The sequence below is a fragment of the Methylocaldum sp. genome (genome assembly GCF_035627495.1).
Taxonomy (GTDB): domain Bacteria; phylum Pseudomonadota; class Gammaproteobacteria; order Methylococcales; family Methylococcaceae; genus Methylocaldum.
Genome location: NZ_DASPLO010000201.1, coordinates 1 through 15,805, shown reverse-complemented (window position 1 = coordinate 15,805; position 15,805 = coordinate 1). Strand labels below are relative to the sequence as shown.

General features: G+C 54.5%; 18 protein-coding genes and 1 other RNA gene. 4 read left to right on the top strand and 15 right to left on the bottom strand.

Going from position 1 to position 15,805, the window contains the following annotated elements; translation table 11 throughout:
• Positions 1–6: 6 nt before the first annotated feature.
• The 8 genes from sbcB to VEB01_RS19635 all read right to left on the bottom strand — a co-directional run bounded on the left by sbcB (position 7) and on the right by VEB01_RS19635 (position 7,984).
• Positions 7–1,449 (bottom strand): exodeoxyribonuclease I, encoded by a 1,443-nt coding sequence (sbcB, locus tag VEB01_RS19670; RefSeq protein ID WP_324878452.1) that lies wholly within the window; start codon positions 1,447–1,449, stop codon positions 7–9.
• 171 nt (positions 1,450–1,620) lie between these two features.
• Complete coding sequence (locus VEB01_RS19665) at positions 1,621–1,803, bottom strand: DUF539 domain-containing protein (RefSeq protein ID WP_324878450.1); 183 nt, start codon at positions 1,801–1,803, stop codon at positions 1,621–1,623.
• Positions 1,804–1,984: 181 nt separating this feature from the next.
• Positions 1,985–3,205 carry an NADH:ubiquinone reductase (Na(+)-transporting) subunit F gene (gene nqrF, locus VEB01_RS19660; RefSeq protein WP_324878448.1) on the bottom strand — a complete coding sequence of 407 codons (1,221 nt, stop codon included), beginning with the start codon at positions 3,203–3,205 and terminating at the stop codon, positions 1,985–1,987.
• Between the two features lie 18 nt (positions 3,206–3,223).
• Positions 3,224–3,832, bottom strand: a complete 609-nt coding sequence (gene nqrE, locus VEB01_RS19655) for an NADH:ubiquinone reductase (Na(+)-transporting) subunit E (RefSeq protein WP_324878445.1) — start codon at positions 3,830–3,832, stop codon at positions 3,224–3,226.
• Positions 3,832–4,497 (bottom strand): NADH:ubiquinone reductase (Na(+)-transporting) subunit D, encoded by a 666-nt coding sequence (locus VEB01_RS19650; RefSeq protein WP_324878444.1) that lies wholly within the window; start codon positions 4,495–4,497, stop codon positions 3,832–3,834. The genes nqrE and VEB01_RS19650 overlap by 1 nt, the downstream gene beginning before the upstream one ends.
• A 4-nt stretch (positions 4,498–4,501) precedes the next feature.
• Positions 4,502–5,428 carry a Na(+)-translocating NADH-quinone reductase subunit C gene (locus VEB01_RS19645; RefSeq protein ID WP_324878442.1) on the bottom strand — a complete coding sequence of 309 codons (927 nt, stop codon included), beginning with the start codon at positions 5,426–5,428 and terminating at the stop codon, positions 4,502–4,504.
• The gene (locus VEB01_RS19640) at positions 5,421–6,626 is read right to left on the bottom strand and encodes an NADH:ubiquinone reductase (Na(+)-transporting) subunit B (RefSeq protein WP_324878439.1); all 1,206 of its coding nucleotides are present in this window, start codon (positions 6,624–6,626) and stop codon (positions 5,421–5,423) included. Before VEB01_RS19640 ends, VEB01_RS19645 begins: the two co-directional genes overlap by 8 nt.
• Entirely contained in the window at positions 6,626–7,984 is a 1,359-nt protein-coding gene (locus VEB01_RS19635) for a Na(+)-translocating NADH-quinone reductase subunit A (RefSeq protein WP_324878437.1), read from the bottom strand. Before VEB01_RS19635 ends, VEB01_RS19640 begins: the two co-directional genes overlap by 1 nt.
• A gap of 631 nt (positions 7,985–8,615) precedes the next feature.
• On the opposite strand from VEB01_RS19635, the gene rnpB reads away from it, so the two are divergent.
• Positions 8,616–8,986, top strand: an RNA gene (rnpB, locus tag VEB01_RS19630) — RNase P RNA component class A.
• A gap of 114 nt (positions 8,987–9,100) precedes the next feature.
• Here the strand turns inward: rnpB and VEB01_RS19625 are convergent.
• The 7 genes from VEB01_RS19625 to amoC form a co-directional block, all read right to left on the bottom strand.
• Positions 9,101–10,084 (bottom strand): alpha/beta hydrolase family protein, encoded by a 984-nt coding sequence (locus VEB01_RS19625; protein WP_324878436.1) that lies wholly within the window; start codon positions 10,082–10,084, stop codon positions 9,101–9,103.
• Positions 10,085–10,173: 89 nt separating this feature from the next.
• Complete coding sequence (locus tag VEB01_RS19620) at positions 10,174–10,752, bottom strand: carboxymuconolactone decarboxylase family protein (RefSeq protein WP_324878434.1); 579 nt, start codon at positions 10,750–10,752, stop codon at positions 10,174–10,176.
• Between the two features lie 225 nt (positions 10,753–10,977).
• Positions 10,978–11,565, bottom strand: coding sequence for a TetR/AcrR family transcriptional regulator (locus tag VEB01_RS19615; protein WP_324878432.1), 588 nt, complete (start codon positions 11,563–11,565; stop codon positions 10,978–10,980).
• Between the two features lie 92 nt (positions 11,566–11,657).
• On the bottom strand, positions 11,658–11,924 hold the full coding sequence (locus VEB01_RS19610) for a hypothetical protein (RefSeq protein WP_324878430.1): 267 nt from the start codon (positions 11,922–11,924) through the stop codon (positions 11,658–11,660).
• Positions 11,925–12,189: 265 nt separating this feature from the next.
• A complete protein-coding gene (locus VEB01_RS19605) occupies positions 12,190–12,453 on the bottom strand; it encodes a DUF4242 domain-containing protein (protein ID WP_324878428.1) in 264 nt (87 codons plus the stop codon).
• A 40-nt stretch (positions 12,454–12,493) separates the two neighbouring features.
• Positions 12,494–12,940, bottom strand: coding sequence for a hypothetical protein (locus VEB01_RS19600; protein WP_324878426.1), 447 nt, complete (start codon positions 12,938–12,940; stop codon positions 12,494–12,496).
• A 212-nt stretch (positions 12,941–13,152) separates the two neighbouring features.
• Entirely contained in the window at positions 13,153–13,923 is a 771-nt protein-coding gene (amoC, locus tag VEB01_RS19595; RefSeq protein ID WP_324878424.1) for a bacterial ammonia monooxygenase, subunit AmoC, read from the bottom strand.
• 369 nt (positions 13,924–14,292) lie between these two features.
• Between amoC and VEB01_RS19590 the strand changes: the two genes are divergently transcribed.
• From VEB01_RS19590 to VEB01_RS19580, 3 genes are all read left to right on the top strand, one after another.
• Positions 14,293–14,904 (top strand): hypothetical protein, encoded by a 612-nt coding sequence (locus tag VEB01_RS19590; RefSeq protein ID WP_324878422.1) that lies wholly within the window; start codon positions 14,293–14,295, stop codon positions 14,902–14,904.
• A gap of 159 nt (positions 14,905–15,063) precedes the next feature.
• A complete protein-coding gene (locus VEB01_RS19585) occupies positions 15,064–15,486 on the top strand; it encodes a hypothetical protein (RefSeq protein WP_324878420.1) in 423 nt (140 codons plus the stop codon).
• Between the two features lie 32 nt (positions 15,487–15,518).
• Positions 15,519–15,805: ATP-dependent metallopeptidase FtsH/Yme1/Tma family protein (locus tag VEB01_RS19580; RefSeq protein WP_324878418.1), on the top strand; the 287-nt coding region annotated here is incomplete at its 3' end.

Genomic DNA, 15,805 nt, shown 5'->3' with positions numbered 1-15,805 from the left:
TATGGGTTAGGAGATAATTTCCCGAGCGTAACTTCGCAAGCTCGCGAGGATTTCCCGGTGCCGGGCAGACAGTTCTGGAGACGCTTCCAGTGCATCGATTTTCGATTGATATTCGCTCAGAACGACGCTTCCGCCACACCCCGGAACCGTCAGCCGTCGAATGCGATAGGCTTCCCAGCGGGCTGCTTCTTCCGCCGTCAAAGTCTCGGGAAAGTTTCGAGCGCGGTAGCGGAAAACCAGTTCCGGCAGGCGCGCATCCTCGAATGCCGGCCGCGCGCGACTTAATTCATCGGGATTCATACCGCGGATCCATTTCAGGATCGCGCGATCGGCATCTCCGATGAATCCGCCGTCATAAAGCATAAGATCGGGATCATTCGTGCCCGTCTCCATTCCATTGAATTCCATAACCTCCTGAGTCTTCTTCGCCAACGTCCATTCCCGCTTGAGTAAATCAAGGTTTCGATTACAGCGGGAAAGGTCGATGTGCAACCGTTCGGCATCCTCCGGACGCAAGGCCGATAATGGAGCAATGACAGGGCATTTATTTAAATGAACCGTTTTCAACGGAACGCGCTCGACTCCGGGCGGAAGTTTGGAAACCGGGGTGAAAAGGCGTTCTTGAAGTTCTTCCGCACTCAAGGTGATGAGAGGCGTAGGATCGACTGAAAGGTCATAAACGACGATCCCGTTCGGATTTCGCGGATGCTTGGCAAGCGCGACCACAACGGCGATGCAGTGCCGCTCTGAGGCGTATTTTTCAGAAACGTGCAGAACCGGTTGCATCGCGCCGAACCGCAGCAACTCGGCAGCCTCTTTCTTACCGCGATTATTAAAGACGAAGTTAAAGAGTTTGGGCTGCCGCTCTCGGACCAAACTCGCTACGGCAATGGTCGCCCGGACATCGGCCAAAGCGTCGTGGGCATTCTGGTGCTGTATTCCGTTGGCGACGGTCAGCGCGTCCAATCGCAGACTCGGCCTGCCGGAATCATCGGTGGGCCATTCGATTCCCTCGGGCCGGAGCGCCCGAGTCAGTCGCAACATGTCGATGATGTCCCATCGGGAATTGCCGTTGCGCCATTCCCGTTCGTACGGATCGAACAAGTTGCGGTAAAGACAGTTTCTGGTGACTTCGTCGTCGAATCGAATATTGTTATAGCCGGCTACGCATGTCCCCGGCACCGAGAACTCATCGTGAATCGTACGTATGAAATCCGCTTCCATGACACCCCGCTCCGCGGCCATTTGTGGCGTTATGCCCGTAATCAGGCATGCTTCGGGTACCGGCAAAACATCGCGCGCGGGCTTGCAGAACAGCGTAACGGGTTCGCCGATCGGATTAAGTTCCAAATCGGTTCGAATTCCGCCGAATTGAGCGGGGCGATCGCGCTTGGGATCGGTCCCGAAGGTTTCGTAATCGTACCAATATAAGGACGAACAGGAGGACATGTACCGGGGGTACCAGAGGTTTACGTATTAATCGGAGGAACGTAAATCTCTAAAGTACTGGTCATCATCCGGTGCATGGCTAATTGCGGAAAGAGCTTAGATCAATGAGTTATCGCCAATTGGCCGCGAATTGAGGAATAAAGCCGAATTCTTTTTCGAATCGCCGCTCCCTTAATGGTTTTCGGCCATAGCTTCCTGCTTTCGCCTTTTCTCGCATTTTTGCACGCAAACGCATTCGCCGTTGTTCACGCCGCCGCAGGTGCCCTTAATGGCCCCTCGCCCGAACATGACGCCTATCGCCATGAAAAAAATGACGGCCGCTATCACCGCAAAAGTAATCAGAAACAGTGTCATGATTCGCCTCGACTAACTCGACATTGACGACTTTAAGGTAAGCCACTCCGATCACCGGCTACGTGGCGTCCGAAAAGAATGTGCCCCACAAATTGCTGCCGACTCTACTACGTTTTCGAAAAAAGAAAAGCGGGAGGCGCATAGACCCCTCCCGCTTTCTTGACCGAACGAATTGGGCTAATTAGCCGCCGAAATCGTCCAGCATGATGTTCTCCCTTTCCACACCGATATCTTCCAGCATTTTGATAACGGCAGTGTTCATCATGGGCGGACCGCAGAGGTAGTACTCGCAATCCTCCGGCGCCGGATGATTCTTCAGATAGTTCTCATACAACACATTGTGGATGAATCCGACGTAGCCGGACCAATTGTCCTCCGGTTTCGGCTCGGAAAGACCGATGAACCACTTGAAGTTCGGATTTTCCTCCTGCAGCTTGTTGAAATCGTCCACGTAGAACATTTCCCGAAGGCTGCGGGCGCCATACCAGAAGGTCATCTTGCGCTTGCTCTTCAACCGGCGAAGCTGATCGAAGATGTGCGAGCGCATGGGTGCCATGCCGGCGCCACCGCCGATGAAGACCATCTCGTTGTCGGTTTCGCGGGCGAAGAACTCCCCGAACGGTCCGGAAATCGTCACCTTATCGCCGGGCTTCAAGTTGAAGATATAGGACGACATGACGCCCGGCGGAATATCCTTGGCTCCGGGCGGCGGCGTAGCGATACGGACGTTGAGCATGATGATATCGCTCTCTTCCGGATAGTTCGCCATGGAGTAGGCACGGATGGCCGGCTCTTTGACCACCGATTCGTACTGCCAGATGTTGTACTTGTCCCAATCGTCGCGGAACCGTTCTTCGACGTCGAACTCCGCGAACTTCGCATGATAGGCCGGACACTCGATCTGGATATAACCGCCAGCGCGGAAATTCACATGCTCGCCTTTCGGGAGCTCCAGAACCAGTTCCTTGATGAAGGTAGCGACATTGTGGTTCGAACGAACCGTTGTCTCCCACTTCTTTACGCCGAAGACTTCGTCATGCACATGAATTTTCATGTCCTGCTTGACGGTGACCTGGCAGGCCAGACGGTCGCCGTCCGCCGCTTCGCGCTTAGTAATGTGAGAAAGCTCGGTCGGCAGAATGTCGCCGCCGCCTTCATGCACTTTTACCCGGCACTGGGCGCAGGTTCCGCCGCCGCCGCAGGCCGACGACACGAACAGGTTGTTGTCCGCGAGCGCGGTCAGCAGTTTCGAGCCGATCGGGACGTGAATTTCTTTCTCGTCGTTGATCAGAATCCCAACGTTACCGGATGCGACAAGCTTCGACTTGGCGCCGAGGATCACGAAGACCAGGGCAATTACGATCAGGGTGAAAAACAATACACCTAGGATGATTTCCAACATTGCCTTGTACCCTGCCCCTTACAGTTGAATGCCTGAAAACGCCATGAAGCCGAGCGCCATCAGGCCCGCCGTGATGAACGTGATGCCCAAACCGCGCAGTCCGGGAGGCACGTCGCTGTACTTCAGCTTTTCGCGGACACCGGCCATGGCGGTAATCGCGAGAGCCCAGCCGAAGCCGCTGCCGACGCCATAGACCACGCTCTCGTTGAAGTTGTAATCACGCTCGATCATGAACAGGCTTCCGGCCAGGATGGCGCAGTTTACGGTGATGAGCGGCAGAAAGATGCCCAGCGCGTTGTACAGGGCCGGAAAGAACCGGTCCAGCACCATTTCGAGAATCTGCACGATCGCCGCGATAACGCCGATGCAAGCCATCAGCGCGATGAAGCTCAGATCGACATTCTCCAACCCGGCCCACGAAAGCGCCCCTTCCTTCAACAGATAGGAATAGATGAGATTGTTTGCCGGGACCGTCAGGGTCTGCACGATCACAACGGCAATGCCGAGGCCCACGGCGGTTTCGATCTTCTTCGACACGGCGATGAACGTGCACATCCCCAAGAAGAAGGACAGCGCCATGTTCTCGATGAAAACCGACTTGATGAACAGGTTGATGTAGGCTTCCATTAGTGTGCCTCCCCATGAGCCGGCATGATCGCGAAATCGGCCTTTTCAACCTGTTGCGGCTTCCAGGTGCGCACCGCCCAGATCAGTAACCCGATGAGGAAGAAGGCGCTCGGCGGCAGCAGCAGCAAGCCGTTCGGCACGTACCAGCCGCCGTCCTTTAGAAGCGGCAACACGTCGATACCGAGCAATTTACCGGACCCGAACAACTCGCGGACGATGGCGACGGAAACCAAAATCAAGCTGTAGCCCAGACCGTTGCCTATGCCGTCCAGGAAGCTTTCCCAGGGCGGGTTCTTCATCGCGTAGGCTTCCGCGCGTCCCATGACGATGCAGTTGGTGATGATCAAACCCACGAATACCGACAGCTGTTTGCTGATCTCGTAGGCGAACGCCTTGAGAATTTGATCCACCACGATGACCAGCGAGGCGATGATCACCATTTGGGCGATGATACGAATGCTGCTCGGAACGTGATTGCGGATGAACGCGATACCGGCGCTCGAGCAGGCGGTGACCGAGGTCAATGCCAAGCTCATGATCAGCGCCGTCGACAGCTGTGAAGTCACGGCCAGCGCCGAACAAATACCCAATACCTGCAAGGTGATCGGGTTATTATCGACCAATGGTTCAACAAGAACCTTCTTATGTTCTGCATTCAGGTTCATAGGTTTAGCCCCTCTGAGATCTAACCTTTGCCAGATAAAGCCCGAAGCCTTCCTTGCTCATCCAATAGCTCACCAGATTGCTTACACCGCGGCTGGTGAGCGTAGCGCCCGCTAGAGCATCCACTTGGTATTCCGAACCCGGTTTGGACGGGTCGACAGCGCCTTTTACGAGACCCAGCGCGACCTCGCCGATCTCGATCTGCTGTCCTTTCTCGGTCAAAGTGCTCTCGTGCAGCTCTTTACCGGTGAAGTTATAGACTTTCTTGCCCTTCCAAAGCGCTTTCCATTTCGGATTCACCACTTCGCCGCCCAGACCGGGAGTTTCGGCTTGATCGTAAAGGTTCAGGCCAATGACCGTTTGAGCGTCAGCTTCCAAGGCCATAAAACCGTACATGGTCGACCAGAGCCCGTAACCGTTGACCGGCAAGATAACCGACTTTAATTGACCACCCTCTTTGACTAGGTAAACCTTGGCGTACTTCGCCTTCCGTTTGATATTGGCAGTGTCCTTCTCCGGCGGGATGGCATCGCTCATGGCCGGATCCTTGGCTGCCTTGCGCTGGTCGAAGGTTTTCGGATCGATCGAATCGACATAATCGCCGGTTGCCAGATCGACGACCTTCGGCTCAATATTCTTGAAAGCCTCGTCTACATTGGTCCCTTCCTCCAACAGGCCCGCCACATCCAGGATGTTGACCTTCTCGTCCTTGGACTTATTGGATTCCTGCAAGGGCTTGAGCGCAACGGCCGAACCGGATACCAGAACCGCGCCGACCAGACATAAAGCGAAAGCGACGGCAAGGGTTTTTTGGAAACTGTCGTTGGGCAATACCAGAATTTTTTGCGCGTAGTGGTTCGCCTTTTCTAGAAAACCGGCGATCTTGTCGGACAGCTGCGTCCCCGCTGCATTGGGATTTGCTGAATTAGGCATGACGTCTGACCCTTCTGGTGATGTTCGCTTTGATTACGGCGTAGTCGATCAGCGGCGAGAAGATGTTGGCGAACAGGATGGCCAACATGATGCCTTCCGGAAAAGCCGGGTTCACGACCCGGATTAATACGGTCATAAAACCGATCAGAGCGCCGAACACCCATCGACCGGCATTGGTATGAGCCGCGCTGACAGGATCGGTGGCCATATACACCGTACCGAAGGCGAAGCCACCCAAGGTCAAGTGCCAGTACCAAGGCATCGCGAACATAGAATTGGAATCGCTGCCGACGATGTTGAACAAGGTGGAGGTTGCGATCATGCCGATCAGGACCCCGGCCATGATCCGCCACGAGGCGATCCGCGTATAAATCAGGAATGCGGCGCCCAGCATGCAGGCCAAGGTCGAGGTTTCGCCCAAGGATCCTTGCTCGAAACCGAAAAAGGTTTGCCACCAGGAGATACCGCCCGCCTTGATCGCATCGACACCTCCCAAGGCTCCCAAGCCCAGAGCAGTAGCGCCGCTGAACCCGTCCACGGCGGTCCAAACCGCGTCACCCGACATGGCAGCCGGGTAGGCAAAGTACAGGAAGGCGCGCCCGGTGAGCGCCGGGTTCAGGAAGTTCTTTCCGGTGCCGCCGAAAATTTCCTTACCGATCACAACGCCGAACGAAATGCCGATCGCCACCTGCCACAAAGGCGTATTCGGCGGCAAGGTCAACGCAAACAGGATGGAAGATACGAAGAATCCCTCGTTGACATCGTGTTTGCGAACGACGGAAAACAAAACCTCCCATATACCCCCCGCCACAAGCGTGACGATATAGATCGGGAAGAAATACAACGCTCCGTGGAGCACAACGGAAATCGGGTTGTTCGGACTGTAACCGAAAACGTCGAGGATCGCTCCGCGCCATCCGGGTGCCGACGCGATGCCCAAACTCTGCATCGCCGAATTGGCCTGATAACCGGTGTTAAACAGGGCCATCAGCAGACACGGCAGGGCCGCGATCCAGACATAGGTCATGACCCGTTTCAAATCAACCGCATCGCGGACATGAGTCGAACCGCTCGTCACATCGGCCGGGCTATAGAGAAAGGTATCGACCATCTCATAGATCGGATAAAGCTTCTCTAGCCGACCGCCATGCGCGAAGTACGGATGTATCTTGTCTAAGAATTGCCTAGTACGAGACATTAGCCTTCCTTCTCAATTTGGGTAAGATTCTTTCGAAGTACCGGGCCGAAGTCGTGCTTGCCCGGATCGACGAAGGTGCAAAGCGCCAGGTCTTCTTCGTCCAGTTCCAGACACCCCAGGGCCTGCGCCGTGTCGGTGTCGCCCACGACAAGCGAACGCAGCAACTGTGTTGGTAGAATATCCATGGGCACCACGTCTTCATAAACGCCGACCGGCACGATGGCTCTCGCGCTGCCGTACTTGGCGCTGGTCAAGGCGAACTTTCGCCCCCGCTCCTCGGGCAGACTGGATAAAAGTACGTTCAGGAAGGAGTACTTGGCGCGATCCGGCACCACCCATCCCATGAACTCTCTTTGCCGCCCTTCCTCGATTACGCTTACCTGATTGTGATAACGCCCGAGATAGGCCGACCAATCTTCGGCCTTTTGGCCGTTTAGCACGGAGCCCGAAATCACCCGCGTTTCTTTATCCGCCACAACCTCCCCCTGCACCAGATCGCTCAGATTGGCGCCCAATCGGGTGCGAATCAGACGAGGGCGTTTGACCATCGGCCCTGCAAGAGAGACGACACGCTCTACGTTCAGCCGGCCGGTGGTAAACAAGCTGCCGATCGCCATTACGGTCTGATAATCGAGGTGCCAGACTGTCTTCGTAGCACTGACGGGATCAAGGTGATGAATGTGGGTACCCACGAGACCGGCAGGATGTGGCCCCTCGAACTCAGCCGTTTCAATGTTGTTCGTGTCGCTGGAAGGCAACGAATGATTCGGAGCCGTGCAAAGATAAACCTTTCCTTCGGTCAGTTTGGAAATGACAGTCAATCCGTTCTTAAAATCCTGGGCCCGCTCCTGGATGATGACATCGGGCTGCGCAGCCAGCGGATTGGTATCGATTGCCGTAACGAAAATCGAATGGGGCGCCGTATCGGGATCGGGAACCCTGCTGTAGGGACGAGTTCGGATGGAGGTCCACAAGCCGGAAGCCAGCAAGTTCTCTTTTACCTGCTCGACACTCAGACCGGCGAGATCCGATTGGCCATACGATTGAAACTGGACGCTGTCATTACCGTCCAGCTCGATGACTACGGATTGAAGCACGCGCTTGGCGCCGCGGTTGATCGCCTTGACCACGCCACATCCGGGTGCAGTGAACAACACCCTAGGATACTGTTTGTCCGAAAACAGCACGTCACCGAGCCTGACCCGGTCCCCCTCCGAAACGTTCATGGAGGGTTTCAACCCGACGTAATCCAAACCCAGTAACGCTACGGATTTAACAACGTTGCCGTCGTCGTGTATCGTTTGCTCGGGCTCCCCGGTGATCGGCAGATTCAAGCCTTTCTTTGTTTTGATTAGCATATGTAAGCCTGTGGATCGCACAAATTAACGGCCAAACCACCCCTCTCGCATTCCTGCAATAGGTTCAAAGAAGACGGCAGAGGGAGTGCTAAGATGTTTTCGGCTTAAGGCGCACCGAGAGAGTGCCACGGTTTTTATCAAAACGTCGCGCTCCGAATCGAAGCCGCGCGCAGCGAGAGGTATGCTCGGCGTTTCCCTAAGACTTAGGTAACCAGTCAGGTATTTAAACACAAATACCTGAGTGGCTCAACGCGCGGAGTTCTTGAACCAGAAGGAAAAACAGGAGCCGAGACTCTAATTTTGGTTACAGGACTGTTTCAAGAATTGGCACAAAAAAACGGGCCTCAGCAAAGCCTCGGCCCGTAACAACATCCCAGAGGATTAAGAGGTCTTTAACGCAATGTCGCTAACCCGGAGAATGCTATGACTAGTTGGTCGACCAAAGAGGAGATGGAGGTAAATCAACTCAATGCGTTCTCACGTGCGGAAAATACTAGCTTGAACCGGACCTTACGATTTTGATCTGGATCAATAAATACGCGTTCTCCACCCTTTCGGCTACGATTTCAAAACAATGACGTAACAGCCATGTTACTAGCCACTCGACTGATCTCTTAATACAATAGCCTTGGGAGTCGGCCAGGCAGTCGCTGTCCGTGTCATCGACTCGGGGAGAGGAAAGTCCGGGCTCCGCAGGGCAAGGCGCCAGGTAACGCCTGGGAGGCGCAAGCCTACGGAAAGTGCCACAGAAAATATACCGCCGCGCCTCCTTCGGGAACGCGGTAAGGGTGAAATGGTGCGGTAAGAGCGCACCGCGCTTCCGGTAACGGGAGTGGCAGGGCAAACCCCGCCTGGAGCAAGACCAAATAGGGGGGCATTGGGGGCAACCCCTAACGTGCGGCCCGCACGGCTCCCGGGTAGGTCGCTTGAGGCGCGCGGTGACGCGCGCCCTAGATGAATGGCTGTCCACGACAGAACCCGGCTTATCGGCCGACTCCTCCCCATCTTCGAAATACCTAGCTGTCTAGTCTCCCAAGGACCGGAAAAGGCATCGAGATCGTGCGCAGTTTCCGCTGCAGCTCGGCATGATCATATCTTCCCGTTCCATCCAATGAATCATTCCTGAGAGCGGACTGCTGTCGACAGAAAACCGATAACTGTGCGGTTTAAGCTTGGCCATACGGAGTGCGGGTTGGAGTTCTCGCAATACCAGGTCTTTACCCCATTGGCACAGCCAGAGTAGGCGACACATCCGTTCGGCAAGGCTTCTACGGCGCGCCCGTCGCACTCGTTACACTTTGCCCACCATTCCACGGTACCTTTCCCATAACCGGGAAAAACCGTGTCTTTGGAGCTGTGCATGACCAGGACCGACAGCGGTTTGGGACAGGAGCGATCCGCCAGATCATCCGCGCGGATTCCGACCGCACTCGACACAATAGCCGCCGGAATGTCGCGGGTGCCATTGACGAAGGCGATCCCCATCGAAATAGTCCCGCCATCGGAATGGCCAGTCAGGAGAATCCGGTTCTCGTCCACACACCATTTTTCCTGGATATGCCTCGGAATTCCGGCGAGCTCGATGAGGGCTTCCGGGGCCATGCGCCGATGGTCCACGTAGGCGATGATGAATCCGGCCGCCGTGGCGTCCCGCGTCAGATAGGTAAATTGCTCGTTGCGATTGCGATTCTTGCCGTGGGGTGCATAAACCATCAGCAGGGGATGGGCAACCGTAGCGTCGTAATTCACCGGAGTGCGCACGTTATAACGGATCCCGTCGGGGGTCTCCTCGTCGTCCGTGGCTCCCGCTTGGCCCGGACGGGCACCGGCTGCGCAACGTCGGGTATCCGGTCCTATCCGGTATTCAGCTTTGCTCAAAATCTGCGCGCCCAATTGATGTTCCAGATCATCGCCTACCGCGTCCTGGGCGGTTTCACCCAATCCGGTGAATGCCCCCATGAACAAGAGTGCCGCGACCATCATGATGGCCGGTCGATCGGGCTCCTTGTTCTTCCACGGCCAGACCCACCGAGGCTTGACCAATCCTACAACCAGCAGTGCGATGGACAGCAACACCAATAGTCGAAAAATTATCGCCAACCCTAAATTCATAATCTTAGACCTTTAGTGAGGGTGAGGCCGGTCGGGGCATCCGGTTCCGCCGCCGGTCATTACAAAAGGAAAACGTCTTACGTGGCTGACCGACTCTCATCAGCGAGGGCCACTTCCAGGCTTTCCGCCCATCCCGAATAGCCGATGGTGGGCAATACCTCGGCACCGGTACACCGAGCGGTGTCGGAATCGACATTCACCCCGACACCGTTCACGAAACGGTTCATGTAGTTGACGACACAGCACACGCTGATCGCATCGACGAAGGCCTTTTCGTCCCAGCCGGCGGCGAAGATGGCGTCGGCGTCTGTCTTGGTGATCCGGGTTGGGGTAAGGGTCAGCTTTTTTACATAGCGGAGGATGGGTTTCAGCTTCTCATCGACCGCGGCGGTCTCGATGTCGGCGTGAAGCTGATCGAACACCGATTCGTTGACCCCAAAGGCCACCGCGGCGGGGATATGGGAGCTGTAGCAGAAATCGCAGGAATTCAGTCCTGAGATATAGGTGAAGAGCAGTTCCCGGTCACCATTGGTCAGGGGGGATTCTTCCCGCATGATCTCGTGGATAAGGCGCAGGATCAGGCTGCCGCGCTTCGGATATTTGGCGAAAACATCCGGCAGGTTGGTTACGCCGGGGCTGGACGGTAAGAAGGACATAGCAAGTCTCCTATGGCGAGGTTTTTCTGTAGTCATCAGTACAAAAAAGGGGCTTCTGTCTCGCATTCAGGTTTTGCGCAGCCTCCTTCTCCACGGTGTTTTATGAGTGGTAATGGGGGCGGGCGAAACGTGGACTCCATCAGATTCTTGGCACTGCTCTGTACCGAACGGTACAGAATCCGCCGAAAAACGGCGCCACCGCAGCAGGGACGCCCCATACCTCTATCAGGCGGTTTTCGTATCGAGCATCGCTAGCGCCGTGACCACCACATCTTTCAAATTCTGCCGGCATGGCGCGACGCTGCCCAGGACCTGAACACCGTAATAGGTTGCTACGAGGAACTTGGCCAAAACCCGCGGATCCCGGTTCGGCGTAATCTCCCCGGCGGCTTGGGCGCGCACCACCATGTCGAACAGGGCGTCTTCCAATTGAGCCACGCCGGCTTGCACCACCTCTGCTACGTCCGGATCGCTGCCGCGGAATTCCAGCGCGGTCTTGCCGAACAGGCAAGTGCGGCGATGGTTCAGGGTCCGCTCGATCAGCCGCTCGAACAGCCTCCGCAGACTCTCGACTGCCGAGGCTCGGTTCAGAAGCTCGCCGGACTGACGCACCAGCATCGTGGTGTCCCGGAAATGCTTGAGCGCCAGCAGAAACAATTTCCGCTTGCTGCCGAATGCCGCATAGAAGCTCCCCTTGCCGATGCCCATGGCGCGCAGCAGTTCGCTCATTGAGGCGCCTTTGTACCCTTTGCGCCAGAACACGTCCATCGCGCCGGCGATGGCTCTCTGGGTGTCGAACTCTCGTTGTCTCATACCGGTCCGCCGAAGAAAAACCTGATTCTGTTCCAAACGGTACAGAATATTGTCGCACCGGCTGGGCCGAATCAAGAACGGCGAGTGGCATTTCAGACACCGGCCTGCTCCCGTAAGCCGGCCATTCTGGCCTGAAGGAACTTGATTCCGAAGGCGATGGCCGTGACCAGAATGGCGATGAGGGCGGCGAGGAAGTCGCTGTTGATCACGTCCTCATCGATTTTAAGTCCATAGGTTCTTAGATAAGTAACCAAGAAATACGAGGGCTGCACCGTCATTGCCGAGATGATCACCGGAACGATAAACCGGTCGAGTACCTTGTATTCGGTAAGCTCCATATGATCGAAGAATAGCTTCATGGTGACATACCCCGGAATAAACATCATCATTATGGTAATAATTATGCGTACCATATAATGGGTTATCGGGACTATAGTAAATACTGACATGATCAATATAAAGATCCCGCTAAACCCGAAGATGCCCAACCACAGTAACCGGTCTTCACGGGAGAAGTGAATCGCGTCTTTCATGGATATGTCCTCGATTTCTGAATAGGGATGTGTGGACACCGGATAGTGCTGCGATAGGCTGCCTCTTTCGCTCGCCTCGACCATCCGCGAGTCAAGGATTAAGGTCAAGCACTTCTTCTATCTTATTGAATGGAAGCGATGCCGCTTCATTAGCACACCTCACCGACTCCGCATCCTGGGCTTCGAATAAACAGGTGCAGCGAGAATCAGCCGGGTAAAAGTTAGTCCGTATGTATCTTACCCGTACGCCTTCTCGGGAAAGTTTATCGCTCGCTGTGATAGCAGCCTTTTGGGCTTCAGACAATTGTTCAGGGGTAATGCCAGACAATTGGCGCTGTACGGCATAAATTGGCATGAGTTTTCTCCGTGTTTTTGGATATATTAAATAATGGAAATCAGGTTCGATTAAGCTCCAAGCCTTCAAGAGTCCAGTTAATCCGAAGCGGATCGTCACCCTGAGATCCGCCGGTGTAATGGATATTGCACGCAAAGGCGATGTTTTTCCGCTGTCCCGAAGCGTCACGCTCCACAACGTGCGAGCTAACAAGGTAGCGTCCATTGGACAGTTGCCATACTCTGTGGCCGCTATCCGTAAATTCAATCGTGTCGGAAGCGCCTAACCGATCCTGGACGAAATGATTGCAGTGCAAGGCCGCCATTTGGCTTAGGTCTTTGCCGTCGAACGTTGATTCTTCCTGGAATACATCCGAACTCGCGACAGTCTCGACGAACGGTGAAATGACCTTCGTCTGCAAGATGTATAGTCCGATGACAAAGGCTACGAGTAGAAGGCCCGAATATCGGCTTTCCAAAAGCTTGGATAACAAACTGGGATTCGTCATGGTGGGTTTCTCCGAGACTTTAATAAGGGTTTCTGTGATCAAGAATTCTCATGATAATGGGCGTCTTATATGCAGTATCGTGTTTCACTCCGCCCTCTGCCGGAGGGTAAAAAAAGGCCGCTGCCCAGTGATTTCCGTTTCGGACAGTGGCCTCTAACTTCAGGGTTTATGGCTGCTCAACATTTACCCGAAGAAGGCCAGTCGGCCTCCGATCACGCCAATTCCGGACATAGTTCTTTCTTGATCAATTGGGCGATATCCATAACAACCAGCGAGATGACCCCCATGATCGCAAGCCCGGTCCAGCCAAATACCACAAAGCCGTAGTGCAAGGGCGCTACAAATAGCTCTTCCATGAACCAGAAGGTGTGGCCCCATTCGTTCAGTCCCACGTTCGGCAGAATCATGAACGGACCGACAACGACGACCAAATAGGCCAGGGAAAACCCGTTCTTCGCAAATGCCGGCAGGCGGGTATGCGCATACAGGAACGCGGCACCCCCGCTGATGATGTAGATCGGATAGCTCAGATAGAACTCGATGATGTGCGACGGCGTGAAGTCGGTGTCGCGCACGATCGTCTGGTGCCAGGTGCCGTCCTGTTCGGTGAAGTAGCTGCCGCCCCAGTACAGTGCCCACGCATAGCAGCACATCCAGATTCCATGCGTCATGTGGCGGTATAACTGCTCCCGCGGCGTTACGGCATCCATGTCTCGAGTCCGGGTCTTCCACAGATAGCCCCACAGAATCGAGGCGGTGGTCACTTCCAGTACGATTTCGGTGTACAGGAAGTTCATCCAGTACGTCTCGAATTCCGGTGCGAACGAGTCGAGACCGGCGGACCAGCCGTAGACCCCTTCGTACCAGCGAACCCACATGTAAAACACGAGGTAGAGTCCAAGACCAAAAACGAGCCAACGCTTATCCAGCAGTGGTTTCTCTTGGGCGGCGATCCCACCCGCTTTTTGACTTATAGTAGCCATATATTTCCTCTTGCTGATGAAATTAAACAATGAGTGCCGGATGAACTTGAGATACCCCAAGAATCACCCGGCATAAAGTCTGACATAAAATCGAATTAAAAATGCAACATTAGGGTATTAAAGAATTTAATGACGATATCAAAAAATCTAATTTCAAAACTGCCCAAGGTTAGTCTTTAATGCAGCATCGCGGGAAGAAATGAACCGTATATTTTGAGAGCAACTCTCAGCTTATATCGATATATTTTTATTTATCTTGGTTGGGCACTTTTGCAATAATTATTTGGCTATACGAACGAATCTGCTCCAGAGTAACCCGCGATGCACAGACTATAATCGGCAAATACCAGGTTAACGAGGGCAAAAGGTATGTGCGGAAACAGATATCTCAACAAAATAGTCTCGGCCTTGGCCGTTTTAATTCTTGCTTCATTTTCCGGGGTGATCCGCGCACATGGCGGCGATTCTGGAATCGACGCTGATTCCTGCCGGATTGCCGTCGGGTCTCACTGGGTGCATTTCACGGCTTATCAGCCGCAACTCACCGGAACGACGGAGTACTGCAAGGCCATTCCGGACGTTGGACAGTCGACCCTGGTGTTCGACTACGAAGGTAAAGCACTACGTCGGATGACGGTCGAGTTTGAAATCACACGAGAACCTGACGGGACAAGGATGTATTACCAACCGCCGGCGATCCATCCGTCTGGGTCGACCAACGCGACGATCAATTTTACGAAGCCGGGAAATTATCTCGCGCACGTTACCCTGATAAATGAGGGTGAGGAAGTGGATGCGCATGTGCCATTTTCGGTGGGTACGGCGCAAGCAGGTCCTTCTCTTCTGGCAACTCTGGCCATCACTATGCTGGTACTGGCCGTGATCTATATCCTTTATCTCACCAATGTTTCTTTCAAAGGAACCGTTGATCGCCTGTGCCGAAAGCCGGCGAGAAGTGGCACATCGGCTTTGAAGCCTTAATAAAATGTCAGCTCCCATGGAAGAAACCATGCCCTCTTCGAAGTTCGGGGCGTGCTCCGTGAGGTTTTGGGTCAATCCAATTGAGGTTTCTAACCATCGAAGGCGAGCCGCGACGTTACCTGTTCGTTGCCATCGAACCGTACCGCCCGGAGTCCCAAGGTGTTTTTGAAATCTGTCGGCCAGGCCGCTCCCTTCCGCATTCAAACGTACCTGGCCGACAACGGCTCGGCGTTCGTCGATCATTTCATGAATTGCAGCCAGCAGTCGTCCAGCGACCATCGTCCGACCGTACCTGTGCCCTGCAAGAGATCGAACACCGCCTCATCCCGCCGCGTCGTCCGCAAACTAATGGCATGGTTGAGCGCTTCAACGGAGGTCCTGCAAAGCCATTGCTTCGATTTCCACCTAGGGCTTGGAAGCCGCCCCGCGCCGCTTTATCACGCTTTACAACCATCACATTCTCCAGCGAACCTTGGGATACCTCATCCCGATTCAGGCTCTCAAACACTGGCAAACCGCATCATTTCCGCCTCTTCCATAAAAAGGTTTATAAGCAATAAGCAGGCGGGATTTGACAAGTAAACACCATAACAAACCCATGAGTGGACGAATTAATGAAAAATGCGATTACGTGGATAATCAGTGCCATTGCACTGGCACTGCTTTTCCTCCATTTTGGTCCCCGTATGCCGGTAGATCCGGGAGTACCTTACTCTCGGTTTATCTCGGACGTACAGGAAGGGCAGGTAAAATACGTGACTATCGATGGTCAGATGATCCGAGGCATGCTCGGAACCGGCGAGAAATTCACCACTTACAGTCCTGGCGACGACCACCTGGTTGACGACTTGTTGAAGAATCACGTCGAGATCAAGGCCCAGCCGCCGGAATCCCAATCACT

What these genes read in the sequence shown, in the direction of transcription:
- VEB01_RS19635 (WP_324878437.1), bottom strand. Translation starts at nt 7,984, where the DNA reads ATGCTAATCAAAACAAAGAAAGGCTTGAATCTGCCGATCACCGGGGAG.
- VEB01_RS19610 (WP_324878430.1), bottom strand. Translation starts at nt 11,924, where the DNA reads ATGAAGCTATTCTTCGATCATATGGAGCTTACCGAATACAAGGTACTC.
- VEB01_RS19640 (WP_324878439.1), bottom strand. Translation starts at nt 6,626, where the DNA reads ATGTCTCGTACTAGGCAATTCTTAGACAAGATACATCCGTACTTCGCG.
- VEB01_RS19590 (WP_324878422.1), top strand. Translation starts at nt 14,293, where the DNA reads ATGTGCGGAAACAGATATCTCAACAAAATAGTCTCGGCCTTGGCCGTT.
- VEB01_RS19600 (WP_324878426.1), bottom strand. Translation starts at nt 12,940, where the DNA reads ATGACGAATCCCAGTTTGTTATCCAAGCTTTTGGAAAGCCGATATTCG.
- VEB01_RS19615 (WP_324878432.1), bottom strand. Translation starts at nt 11,565, where the DNA reads ATGAGACAACGAGAGTTCGACACCCAGAGAGCCATCGCCGGCGCGATG.
- VEB01_RS19650 (WP_324878444.1), bottom strand. Translation starts at nt 4,497, where the DNA reads ATGAACCTGAATGCAGAACATAAGAAGGTTCTTGTTGAACCATTGGTC.
- nqrE (WP_324878445.1), bottom strand. Translation starts at nt 3,832, where the DNA reads ATGGAAGCCTACATCAACCTGTTCATCAAGTCGGTTTTCATCGAGAAC.
- VEB01_RS19620 (WP_324878434.1), bottom strand. Translation starts at nt 10,752, where the DNA reads ATGTCCTTCTTACCGTCCAGCCCCGGCGTAACCAACCTGCCGGATGTT.
- nqrF (WP_324878448.1), bottom strand. Translation starts at nt 3,205, where the DNA reads ATGTTGGAAATCATCCTAGGTGTATTGTTTTTCACCCTGATCGTAATT.
- VEB01_RS19605 (WP_324878428.1), bottom strand. Translation starts at nt 12,453, where the DNA reads ATGCCAATTTATGCCGTACAGCGCCAATTGTCTGGCATTACCCCTGAA.
- VEB01_RS19645 (WP_324878442.1), bottom strand. Translation starts at nt 5,428, where the DNA reads ATGCCTAATTCAGCAAATCCCAATGCAGCGGGGACGCAGCTGTCCGAC.
- amoC (WP_324878424.1), bottom strand. Translation starts at nt 13,923, where the DNA reads ATGGCTACTATAAGTCAAAAAGCGGGTGGGATCGCCGCCCAAGAGAAA.
- sbcB (WP_324878452.1), bottom strand. Translation starts at nt 1,449, where the DNA reads ATGTCCTCCTGTTCGTCCTTATATTGGTACGATTACGAAACCTTCGGG.
- VEB01_RS19665 (WP_324878450.1), bottom strand. Translation starts at nt 1,803, where the DNA reads ATGACACTGTTTCTGATTACTTTTGCGGTGATAGCGGCCGTCATTTTT.